At 73.2% G+C, this 10649-nt stretch carries 10 protein-coding genes and 1 pseudogene; 4 read left to right on the top strand and 7 right to left on the bottom strand.

What is annotated here, in order from left to right; translation table 11 throughout:
* Positions 1–27: 27 nt before the first annotated feature.
* Positions 28–2160, top strand: a complete 2133-nt coding sequence (locus FV242_RS35185) for a sensor histidine kinase (protein WP_210248946.1) — start codon at positions 28–30, stop codon at positions 2158–2160.
* A 129-nt stretch (positions 2161–2289) separates the two neighbouring features.
* Here FV242_RS35185 and FV242_RS20505 read toward each other — a convergent pair whose 3' ends face one another.
* Together FV242_RS20505 and FV242_RS20510 are read right to left on the bottom strand one after the other, a co-directional pair.
* Positions 2290–2544, bottom strand: a complete 255-nt coding sequence (locus FV242_RS20505) for a hypothetical protein (RefSeq protein ID WP_147940182.1) — start codon at positions 2542–2544, stop codon at positions 2290–2292.
* A gap of 128 nt (positions 2545–2672) precedes the next feature.
* Positions 2673–3503 (bottom strand): RNA methyltransferase, encoded by an 831-nt coding sequence (locus FV242_RS20510; RefSeq protein ID WP_147940183.1) that lies wholly within the window; start codon positions 3501–3503, stop codon positions 2673–2675.
* A 734-nt stretch (positions 3504–4237) separates the two neighbouring features.
* Here FV242_RS20510 and FV242_RS20515 point away from each other — a divergent pair.
* From FV242_RS20515 to FV242_RS20525, 3 genes are all read left to right on the top strand, one after another.
* A complete protein-coding gene (locus FV242_RS20515) occupies positions 4238–5338 on the top strand; it encodes a replication protein RepA (protein ID WP_147940184.1) in 1101 nt (366 codons plus the stop codon).
* A 150-nt stretch (positions 5339–5488) separates the two neighbouring features.
* Positions 5489–6196, top strand: coding sequence for a hypothetical protein (locus tag FV242_RS20520; protein ID WP_147940185.1), 708 nt, complete (start codon positions 5489–5491; stop codon positions 6194–6196).
* Between the two features lie 282 nt (positions 6197–6478).
* Positions 6479–6697, top strand: coding sequence for a hypothetical protein (locus FV242_RS20525; RefSeq protein WP_147910805.1), 219 nt, complete (start codon positions 6479–6481; stop codon positions 6695–6697).
* A gap of 88 nt (positions 6698–6785) precedes the next feature.
* Here FV242_RS20525 and FV242_RS34700 read toward each other — a convergent pair whose 3' ends face one another.
* The 5 genes and pseudogenes from FV242_RS34700 to FV242_RS20550 all read right to left on the bottom strand — a co-directional run.
* Positions 6786–7109, bottom strand: coding sequence for a hypothetical protein (locus tag FV242_RS34700; protein ID WP_147910804.1), 324 nt, complete (start codon positions 7107–7109; stop codon positions 6786–6788).
* 271 nt (positions 7110–7380) lie between these two features.
* Complete coding sequence (locus FV242_RS20535; protein WP_147940188.1) at positions 7381–8946, bottom strand: SulP family inorganic anion transporter; 1566 nt, start codon at positions 8944–8946, stop codon at positions 7381–7383.
* Between the two features lie 5 nt (positions 8947–8951).
* Positions 8952–9644: a carbonic anhydrase gene (locus FV242_RS20540; RefSeq protein WP_147940186.1), complete on the bottom strand. Its 693-nt coding sequence runs from the start codon at positions 9642–9644 to the stop codon at positions 8952–8954.
* Positions 9645–9845: 201 nt separating this feature from the next.
* Positions 9846–10154, bottom strand: a complete 309-nt coding sequence (locus FV242_RS20545) for a hypothetical protein (protein ID WP_147910802.1) — start codon at positions 10152–10154, stop codon at positions 9846–9848.
* Between the two features lie 292 nt (positions 10155–10446).
* A pseudogene (locus FV242_RS20550) lies at positions 10447–10649 on the bottom strand (hypothetical protein); the annotation flags it as partial.

Raw genomic sequence — 10649 nt, forward strand, 5'->3', positions numbered from 1 at the left:
ATCGATAACGCCGCCGCGCACGCCGCCATGTCCGACACCAGGTCCGACACCCGGGACCCGTACCGCCGCGCGGCCGTGGCCGGCGCCGTCCCCGATCCCGCGCCGGAACCGGGCTTCGAGGACCTTCTCCGCATGGCCCGCCGGGCCTGCGGGGCCCCGATGGCTCTACTCAGCCTCGACACCGGGGACCGGCCCCGGTCCGAGGCCGCGGACGGGTTCGGGGCCGGCATCCTTTCGCCCGCAGGCATCCTTGCGCCCGCAGGCATCCTTGCGCCCGCAGGCATCCTTGCGCCCACAGACGCGCTCGCCGGTATCCTCGCGCGTATCCCCGACGGCCCGGGCGTTCTGGTCATTCCCGACTTGACGGCGGATGCGCCGGCCCGCGCCGACCCGCGCCGCGCGGCCGGACCGGCGCTGGGTTTTTTCGCAGGCGCCGCGCTGGAATCCCCGGCGGGCCGGCGCCTCGGCACCCTCTGCGTGCTCGACACAGCCCCCCGGCCCGGGGGGCTCGATCCCGAGGCGGCCGAGGACCTGGCCACCCTGGCGCAGCTGGCCGCGACCCGGCTGGAGCTGCGCCAGACCCGGGCGGCACGCGACCGCCTGCTGGCCCAGCGGGCCGTGGTGGCGGATCTGGTGGCGGCCTTGCCGGGTGCCGGCGACCGCGGGGCGATCCTGGATCTCCTGGTGGCTGCCGCCCTGGCAGCCGTGCCGGAGGCCGAGGGTGGGGCCGCCGCCCTGCGCGAGGGGTCCGATCTGGTCTACCGCTCGGCGGCCGGTAGCCTCGCCCACCAGGTCGGCCTGCGCCGGCCGCTCGCCGGCGGGTCGGCCGAGCCGGCGCTGCCGGCCCATGCGGCGACCCCCGGCCCAGACCGGATGGCAGACCTGCGGACGGCGGAGCTGCCGCCGGCGGAGCTGCCGCCGGCACCCGGCATGCACGCCGCCCTCACGGTTCCCGTGCAGCTCTGCGGCGCGGCGTCGGGGATCCTCGAGCTGCGCGCCGCCCGGGCCGACGCCTTCACGCAGGATGCCTTCACACCGGATGCCTTCACACCGGATGCCTTCACACCGGATGACCTGGCGGTCGTGCAGCTGATCGCCGGCACGGTCGCGGCAAGCCTCACCGAGACCCGGGAGGTCGGCGCGGCCGAGGCCCGGCTCGCCACCGTGATGGATACGGTCCCGGTCGGGATCCTGCTCGCCGAGGCGCCCTCCGGCCGCATCGTCATGGGCAACCGGCGCATCCGGGAGGTGCTGGGCCACGACACGGTCTATGCGCCGGACAGTGCGGCGTACGGCGCCTACGTCGCCTACCACGCCGACGACAGACCGGTGGCGCCGGAGGAATTCCCGCTCGCCCGGATCTGCGCGGGCGAGGCGGCCCGGGCCGAGCTGGAGGTCCGCTACCAGCAGCCCGACGGGACGCGCCGCTGGATCGCCATCGCGGGCGAGGCGATCCGGGACCCGGCCGGCAAAGTCGTGGGCGCCGTGGTGGCGGTCTCCGACATCGAGGCGCGCAAGCGCGCCGAGGCGGACCAGAACCTGCTCAACAGCGAGCTGTCGCACCGGCTGAAGAACACCCTGGCGCTGGTGCAGGCGATCGCCGCCCAGACCCTGCGCAACGCCCCCGACATCGACACGGCCCGCGAGGCCCTGGCGGCGCGCCTGGTCGCCCTGGGCAAGGCCCACGACATCCTGCTGGCCGGCCATCTCGCCGGCCGCCCGGAGGCCGCCAGCGTCGCCGCGGTGGTGACCGGCAGCCTGGCGCTGCACCAGGACGATCCCGGCCGGTTCGGCTTCGACGGCCCCGATCTCCTGATCGGGCCGGCGGCCGCCCTGTCGCTGGCCCTGATGCTGCACGAACTCGCCACCAACGCGGCGAAGTACGGCGCGCTCTCGACGCAGACGGGCCGGGTCGACGTCGGATGGGACACGGCCCCCGACCCGGCTTCCGATACGGCCGGGGACCCGGTGTTCACCCTGGTCTGGCGCGAGAGCGGCGGCCCGCCGGTGGCGCTGCCGACGCGCCGGGGCTTCGGCTCGCGGCTGATCGAGCGGGGGCTCGCCGGGGCGGTCGGCGGCCGGGCCGCGCTCGACTATCACCGCGACGGGCTGGTCTGCACCCTCACCGCCCCGCTCGCCGGATTCCGGGCCGAGCCGTAAAGCGGCCCGTCGGGGTTTCCGAAGGGCTCAACCCTTCGGCGGGGTTCCGGGGCGCAGCCCCTGAGGAGAGCGGGCCCCGCCCGCACCCGCGAGAGGCCGACGACCTTGCGAATCCCGGATCGTGTCCGCTCAGTCGGGGATCGCCAGTCCGATCGACAGGCACAGCGCCCCGACTGCGGTCAGGGCCACGGCAGCCTGGCGGACCTGGTGCCAGCGGGCGGTGCGGGCCCGTTCCTCCGGGCTCGCGCCCAGGCGCAGCTCGTCGTCGAACCCCTTCACGAAGGATTCGAAGTTCGGGAAGGCCCGCCGGGCGAGCCACAGCCACACGCCGACGGCGATCAGGCTGAAGGCCCCACCGCCATACGTCAAAGCATCGTCCAGCATTCAGCGCACGCCTACCAGCCCACGCCCCCCTCTACTGCCGACGTCTACGGCAGGGTGCTGGACTTGCCTAGGTCATCCCCAGAATCGGGCGGGCGAATTTTTGTTTCCGCGCCGTATCCGGCGGTCCTTCAGGCCGGCGGCCGGCCCAGGGCGTAGAGCGTGATCGCAGCCGCGTTCGAGACGTTGAGGCTGCGGATCGCCCCCGAGAACGGGATCCGGGCCAGGATATCGCAGCAGGTCCGGGTCCGCTCGCGCAGGCCCTTCCCCTCCGCTCCGAGGACGATCACCAGCGGACGGGCGACGGTGAGGGTGTCCAGGCTCGCGGGTGCGTCGGAATCGAGGCCGATCCGCGTGTAGCCGCGCTCGCCCAGCTCGATCAGCGCCTCGGCCAGGTTGCGGACGGTGACGAAGGGCACGTGCTCCAGCCCACCCGAAGCGGATTTCGCCAGGACCCCGGTGGCGCCCGGCGCGTGCCGCACCGTCGTGACGATGCCGGCGACCCCGAAGGCCGCGGCCGTGCGGACGATCGCCCCGACATTGTGCGGGTCGGTGATCTGGTCGAGGGCCAGCAGAAGGGCGTCGGCCGGCAGGTCGTCGAGCCCCGGGGCGGGCAGGGGCTCGGCCTCGAGATACAGGCCCTGGTGGACCGCGTCCGGCCCGAGCAGGCGGCCGATCTCGCTCGGTCGGACCAGTTCGGGGGCGATGCGCAGGGCATCGCCGAATTCCTCGGTCAGCCGGGCCGCCGCGTTCTCGGTGGCGAGCAGCCGGTGCAGGCCGCGCTCCGCGTTGCCCAGCGCCTGGACCACCGGGTGCCAGCCGTACAGCACCGCGGCGCCATCGGGTCCCCCGGACTCGGGCCGCGGCCCGGATCCGCCGGGACGCCCGCCGGACCGGAAGCCGGGCCGAAACCCGGACCGGGGCGGGCCGCCCGGGCGGCTGTCGTTGCGGCGGCCGGTCATCGGAACGCGATCGGGGAGGGGAGCATCGGGACGGCCTTTCCAGAATGGGTCGGTCCGAGAAACCGGGCGGCACAGCCCACGTCAACCCGACGCCGTCGGAAACATCGGGTCCGGGGCGCCCCGGACCCGGATTCCCTGAATGCCAACTTCTCCCCGGGCGCCCCGGCCTGTGGATGGATCCGGGATATTCCCTTCAAACCATGCGTATGTCGACGGAACCGAGTGTGTTCTTCAGACCGAACGAGCGCCGCGTTAAGTAGGAAGATTATCAAGATGGAATCTTTCAGAGAGTCAGTTCGGAAGACTATATGGGGTGCCGAATTCATGATCTTCGTCAGAGGGTTGAGCCTGCTTTTCGTATCCGACTCTGCGCGGATGCGCATGCGACTCTGCGCGACACCGTATCGGAGTCTGCGCAGATCCAGCCGGGGGGTGCATTGGATTCTGCGCGGTTCCGTATCGGATTCGGCGCGGATTCCGGCCCGGAACGGTGGAATGCGGGGATAGACGGCCGGGACCCGGGCGTATCGAACTCTGCGTGGGCCGATGTCCCCGATCCGTCCGTATGCAACTCTGCGCCGCAACCCCGCGCGAGAACCCCGGGGAACCGTGGATTGCCGGGACAAGCCGGACCGGACCGGAGCCCCGGCCGTCGAATCGTGGCATGGCAGGATCGGGCCGCCCCTCCGCCTTCCGGGAGGGACGTGTCGGCGTGCGGCTCGGGCTGAGGGACGATGGGCATCGAGGAGAAAATCGCAGGGATCCACGACGCGGATCTGCGGGCCGAGATCGAGGCGGCGCGCGGCGGCTTCCTGTTCGCCCAGATCGTCGAGCACGTGCTGCATCGCCAGCGCGAACGCGACGCGCAGGCCGCCGTTCTCGGGGAGCAGGAACTCCGCCGGGCCCAGCTATCGCGCGACCAGCGCCGACGCGACGCGGTCCGCCTGGTGATCGAGAACGAGCCGGCCCTGCCGTCGAGCCTGCAGCACATCCACTCGGTGCTGGCGCTCTGCGGCCTGCCCTATCGCGATCCCGGTCCGGTGCGCGAATTCTCCCGCACCTACGGGCGCAACTCGCTCAGCCTGATGGCCGGGCGGATCAAGGATCCGGAGACCGGCGCCTTCGCGCCGCAGGGGCTGCCCTACGGTCCGAAGGCCAGGCTGGTGCTGCTGCACCTCTGCACCGAGGCGGTGCGCCAGCGCAGCCCGACCGTGAAGGTCGCCGAGACGCTCTCGGGCTTCATGCGCGAGATGGGGTTTGCCGTCACGGGCGGCGAGCGCGGCACCATCCGGCAGTTCAAGGAGCAGCTGAACCGGCTGGCCGCCTGCACCATGCAGATCGGCCTCTGGGATGGGCGCGACAGCGCCACAACCCTCAACGTGCCGCCGTTCCGCAGCCTCGAATTGTGGCGTCCGCGCGCCGGCGAGGGCGACGAGGAGGCGGGGCGGACGGTCCGCTTCGATCTGGAATTCTACGAGACGCTGATCAAGCACGCGCTGCCCGTGGACGTGCGAGCGGCCCGGGCCTTCTCGGGCTCGGCGCGCAAGCTCGACCTGCTGTTCTGGACCGGCTACCGGCTGCGGTCCCTGCAGCGCCCGCTGCGGCTGACCTGGAACAACCTGCACGCGCAGTTCGGCGCCGAGAACGCCTCGATCCGCAGTTTCCGGCAGGCCTTCAAGGCCGATCTGGCGCATCTGCGCGAGGTGTTTCCGCGCCTGCCGCTCGTGCTCGACGATGGCGGCCTGACCCTGCACCCGGCCGACCCGAGCGCGCTGCTGGTGCCGCCGCGCCCCGCCTCCGCGAAGGGAATGAAGGTACGCCAGAAGGGAATGTGATCCGTTCTCTTTGTTCTCTTTGTTCTCTTTGTTCTCTTTGTTCCCCTTGTCCCATTGGTGGGAATGCATCGCGGCGCGGCGGTTCGGAAAGAATGTTCCCTCTGCGAACGGAATGAGCTAGACGTTCCGTTCGGGTGAAGGGAACATCGGATGGGTCTGTCGGAACAGGATATCGAGGCCCGGCTCTCCGCATTGCGGCGGCAGCGCGAGGCGATCGACCGGGAGATCGCCGACCTCGTCCTCTACCTGGAACTCGGCCGGCGCCTGAGCGGTGCGCAGGGTGGCCCGGCCGTCGCCGATCCGGGGCGGGGGGACGGGCCGGATCGCGCCGTCCAGCCGCCGCTCCGGCAAGCGCCGGCCGCCCGCGCCGCCGCTGCCGAGACCGGCCGCTCGGACATCGCGCAGCCGTCTGCCCGCCCCGCCTGGACCGATCTCGAGGATGCGGAGGCCGGTCCGGTCGGGCTGCAGGCCGTGCCGCAGCGCCGGGAGCCACAGAGCCTGGAGCCGCGGCGCCTGGAGCCGGAGGCCGGGCCGAACGGAATCCCGCCCGCGATCGCCTTCACGGAGGATGCCGCCGGCGCCCGCCGCTACGGCCGGGCGCTGGTGGAGGCGGCCTGCGGGGCGATCCTGGCGGCCGGCCGGCCGCTGCACGCGGGCGAGATCCTGGAGATCCTCCTGGCCCGCGGCTTCACCCTGCCGGGGCGCGATCCGGTGGCGGCCCTCAACACCCGCCTGTGGAAGCGGTCCGGCCCCGGAGGTCCCCTGCTCCGGGTCGCCGAGGCCACCTATGCCCTGGCCGGGCTGGAGGCCGGCGCCGGGATGGCGCGGCCCGTCCGGGGCTACGATCCGGACGCGTGAGGCCGCGGCGGTCCCGGATCGCCAACCGATCGAGCGATCCGCGGCCGGTCACGATGGCGTGACACCGCCCCTTCGGAGCGGCGCGCCGGACCCGGTTGCAGCCGGTATTCGACCCATATGGGGGAGGCGCCGGCGCACCGTCCGCGCGTAGGGTCCCGGCCCGCACCCGAGCCGGTGCGGGCCGGGCTTACCGGACGGGCGGCTCCGGTGCGGGCCGGCTTGGAGGTCGTGAAGGATGCCCAGCGCCGCGCGATCCCGCTCCGCCCTCCGGGAGGCGGCCCGATGACGATGGCGCTGGTGACACCGGCCGCTCAGGCCTGTGCCTTCGCGCTGGGCTGTGCGGTGATCCATGCCGCCCGCGGGCACGCGGAGATCCTCACGCGGGTGCTCGCCGCCGCGGCGATCGTGGCGGCATTCCTGGTGCTGCTGGTCGCGTCCCTCGACGCCCCGCAGGGGGACGCGGGTCTTCCGGATCCGCTCCCGGCCGCCGCTGCCCCCTGAGCACGCTGCCGGGTCCCGGACCGCGAGCGCGCGCCGCCGAAGGGGATACCGGTTCGGCGGCGGCGAGCGCGTCGCATCGGGAACGGCTCTAGTTGATCAGGCAGAATCCGGCCCCTGTGCCGACGCGCCGCTCCTGCGCGCACCAGGGCCTGGGGGCGGCCCTGGGAGCGGGTCCGAGCGCCTCCCGGGGCAGGTCGGCCGGGCTCTTCAGGGAGGCCGTGGTCTGGGCGGCCTCGGGCTCCGGGTGACGGAGCGCGAGGCTGTCGAGGCGGGCCCCGGGGTCCGGGAGCCGAACCTCCGGAGCGGGGCTCGCCGGCATCGGCATCGCTCCGGCCACGACGGCCTGGTCCTGCGCGGCGGCGGCTCCGGCCAGGGCCAGGCAGGCGACCGGGACCGCGAGGAACCTGAACATCGGCGACGCTCCCTGCCGAGGACGCGCGTCCGGCGGATCCCGGACAGCGGGTGGGCCGGGCGAGTGTGGCGATGGCGTCTTAAGAGGGCGCGAAGATTCAGTCTTAACCGGAGGCGAAGATCGCGGATCGGAGGTCCGGTGCGGGCCATCACAATCATCGACCCGGCCGGCGATCACCGGTCGGCCGCCATTCCTTCGCCGATACGCCGAGACGCAGCCCCCGTCGCGCCGTGCGGCGGGGGCTGCGTCTCGCCTTGCGGGAACCGCACGGTCACTGCGCGGGGGCGGCGACCGCGGCGGCGAGGCGGTCGTGCGGGAGGCCCGATCCGCCGACCACCGCGACGCGGGTTCCGGCGGCCATGCGCCGGCTCGCCCAGTCGCCGATCATCTCCAGGCAGGTATGGTCGATCGCCGCGAGGTCCTCGGTGCCGAGGCGGACCTCGCCGCCAATGGGGGTGCGCTCCAGCGCCGCCGTCAGGGTCGGCAGCTGCAGGAAGGTCGCCGCCCCGGACAGCCGCAGCTCCGGCACCCCCGGGACCTCCGGGGCCGCGGCGTGCTCGATCCGCAGCCGCCCCTTGCGCAGGCTCGGCAGGGTCTGCGCGAGGCTCAGGGCCAGCCCGGTGAGCACCCCGCTCAGCAGGTCCACCGCCACCACGGTTGCCATCGTGGCGAACCAGATCGCCGCGGTGGTCCAGCCGTAGCGGGCCCGCAGGTGCAGGCCGTGGACCGGGCTCGCCAGCCGCCAGCCGGTGACCACCAGGATGCCGGCGAGGCTCGCGGTGGGCACCAGCGCCAGCAGCCAGGGCAGGGCGACCAGGAAGGCCAGGATCCAGAGCCCGTGCATCACCGTGGCGGCCCGGGTGACCGCCCCGGCCTGCACGTTGGCGGAGGAGCGCACGATCACCCCGGTCATCGGCAGGGCGCCCAGGAGCCCGCAGATCAGGTTGCCGATGCCCTGCGCGCCCAGTTCCCGGTCGAACCGGGTCCGGGGGCCGTGATGCATGCGGTCGACGGCGGCGGCCGAGAGCAGGCTTTCGGCGCTGGCGATGACCGCGATGACCAGTGCCATCATGACGATCTCGGCCTCGGCAAGCCGCGCCCAGGCCTCCGGATTCGGCAGGGCGAGGCCGGAGAAGATCGCGTCCGGCACCACGACGCGCTTGACCGCGAGGCCGCCGAGCCCGGCCACCAGGCTGCCCGCCAGCACCCCGATCAGCGCCCCCGGCAGCAGCCGGAGCCGCTTCGGGCGCAGCCGCTCCCAGGCGATCATCGCCGCGATGGTCGCGCCCCCGACCAGCACCGCGCCGGGACGGTCGCCGGCCCCGGTGACGAAGTCGAAGAACGCGGCCGGGATCGCCACGAGGTTGTCGAGGCCGCTCGCCTGGGGCATGGCGTCGGTCAGGACGTGGACCTGGGCGAGCAGGATCAGGATGCCGATGCCGGCCAGCATGCCGTGCACCACGGCCGGCGAGATCGCCCGGAACCAGCCGCCGATCCGCAGGGCGCCGGCGGCGAGCTGGACCAGGCCGGCCACCACCAGGACGGGGCCCAGGGCATCGAGCCCGTGCGCCTGCACGAACCCGTAGACGATCACGGCGAGCCCCGCCGCCGGCCCGCTGACCTGGAGCGGCGAGCCGGCGATCAGCCCGACTGCGATGCCGCCGACGAGACCGGTGATCAGGCCGCGCTCGGGCGGCACCCCGGACGCGATGGCGATGCCCATGCACAGGGGCAGCGCCACCAGGAACACCACGAACGAGGCGGGCAGGTCGCGCGCCAGGCTGGTCCGGACCGCGCTGCCCGGCCCGAGCCGGTCGCGCAGGCCGGCGAGCGACACGCCGCTCACGCCGCCTGCACCCGGTCGCCGGCCAGGGCGGAGGCCGAAGCGGGAGCCTGGGCCACCGGCATGTCCGCCTCCGCGATCGGCCGGAACCGCCCGGTGGTGCCGTCATAGGCCAGCAGCGCGCCGGATTCGATCTCGAAGAACCAGCCGTGCAGGCGCAAGCGGCCCTTGGCCAGGCCGGCGGCGACGCTCGGATGGGTGCGCAGGTTGGCGAGCTGCACCACCACGTTCTCCAGGGCGAGCGCCCGGTGACGCTCCTGCGGGTCCATGCCCTCGGGATAGGCCTCGCAGACGATGCGCTCGGCCGCTTCGGCGTGGCGCAGCCAGGCCGCGACGCTGGGCATCTTCTTCAGGAGCTCCGGCCTCATCAGGCCGCTCATGGCGCCGCAATCGGAATGGCCGCAGATCACGATGTCGCGCACCCCCAGGGCGACCACGGCGTACTCGATCGCCGAGGAGACGCCGCCGATCACGTCGGAGGCCGGGGGCACGATGTTGCCGGCGTTGCGGCAGACGAACAAGTCGCCCGGCCCCGCCTGGGTGATGTGCTCGGGCGAGACCCGGGAATCCGCGCAGGCGATGATCAGCGCGCTCGGGTGCTGACCGTCGCGCACGAGCTGCTGGTACATCTGGCGCTGGCCGGGGAAGACGCTGCCCTGGAAGCTGGCGATGCCCTGGATGATGCTGTTCACGTGCGGGAACTCTGCGGCTGGGGCGGGCTGGGAGATCGGGTCTAAGAGATCGGGTCTGGGAGATCGGGCCGGGACGAGGTTCGGACAGGGATCGGCGCCCGGGAGCTTGGGCGCTGCACCGTCCCGGCGCGGCGTCCGATCGGATACGGGGAGATCGCAAGGTGGCCGCCCGACCGGGGTCCGGGCGGCCCGGGGGCCTGCTCAGCGCCGGGTGCGGCGTTCCACATGGCCGGACGCCCAGTGCGGATCGACCACGCTGCCACGCGAGACCGTGGCGGTGCCCCGGTCATGCATCATCGGGGCGCCGAGGAGCTGGCCGCTGCCCAGGCGCTGCGAATGCAGCGAACGCGGATCGTGGGACGGATCGCTGACATAGGAACTCATGTGGCCGCCGCCGGCGACCTGCCGGCTGCCGCTGCCGCCCTCGCCGGCCTGGGCCGCCATCGGCAGCGCAAGGGCACCGGCCAGGAGGCCGAGGGCCAGGAAACGCTGTGTTCGGTTCCGCGTCATGGGAGGCTCCGCCTGTGCTCGTCGTTCTGGCCGGGACACCGCGTCCTGAGCCGATGCCTCGAACATAGCCGCAGTCGAACAAAGTAGATGTGCGGTTGAGCACAGTCGATCAATGTAAAATTTAATCCGTTTCAGCGATATACTTGGTGCGGGATCGCACGGCGTCGATAAAGCGTCGTCGAGGCCATGGATTAAACGGCACCGACCGCTCCATCGGACCGGTGGCAACCCGGCAGGTCGGCCGCGATCGACGGCCGGAGGTGGGGAGCGGGCGCGCCCCGGCGGGACCGGATCAGCCCGCGCCGTGCCGGATATCGACGGCCGGTCCGTCGTCATCCCGCGGGGACCCGGATTCCGGCCGGAATCCGGCGGGCAGCGGCGCCGTCGCGGTGTAGACGAGGCCGTCCGGCTCGTACGCCAGGGCGGCGCTGTCGCGGCCGGCGAGGCCGCGCTCCAGCAGGCGGGTGCCGAAGCCGCGCCGCGACGGGGCGGCGA

The organism is Methylobacterium sp. WL64, assembly GCF_008039945.1.
Taxonomy (GTDB): Bacteria; Pseudomonadota; Alphaproteobacteria; order Rhizobiales; family Beijerinckiaceae; genus Methylobacterium.

Excerpts from the sequence above, each read along its gene's own strand:
- FV242_RS35185 (WP_210248946.1), top strand. The coding sequence starts at position 28 with ATGTCCGACACCAGGTCCGACACCCGGGACCCGTACCGCCGCGCGGCC.
- FV242_RS20505 (WP_147940182.1), bottom strand. The coding sequence starts at position 2,544 with ATGCTGGACGATGCTTTGACGTATGGCGGTGGGGCCTTCAGCCTGATC.
- FV242_RS20510 (WP_147940183.1), bottom strand. The coding sequence starts at position 3,503 with ATGACCGGCCGCCGCAACGACAGCCGCCCGGGCGGCCCGCCCCGGTCC.
- FV242_RS20515 (WP_147940184.1), top strand. The coding sequence starts at position 4,238 with ATGGGCATCGAGGAGAAAATCGCAGGGATCCACGACGCGGATCTGCGG.
- FV242_RS20520 (WP_147940185.1), top strand. The coding sequence starts at position 5,489 with ATGGGTCTGTCGGAACAGGATATCGAGGCCCGGCTCTCCGCATTGCGG.
- FV242_RS20525 (WP_147910805.1), top strand. The coding sequence starts at position 6,479 with ATGACGATGGCGCTGGTGACACCGGCCGCTCAGGCCTGTGCCTTCGCG.
- FV242_RS34700 (WP_147910804.1), bottom strand. The coding sequence starts at position 7,109 with ATGTTCAGGTTCCTCGCGGTCCCGGTCGCCTGCCTGGCCCTGGCCGGA.
- FV242_RS20545 (WP_147910802.1), bottom strand. The coding sequence starts at position 10,154 with ATGACGCGGAACCGAACACAGCGTTTCCTGGCCCTCGGCCTCCTGGCC.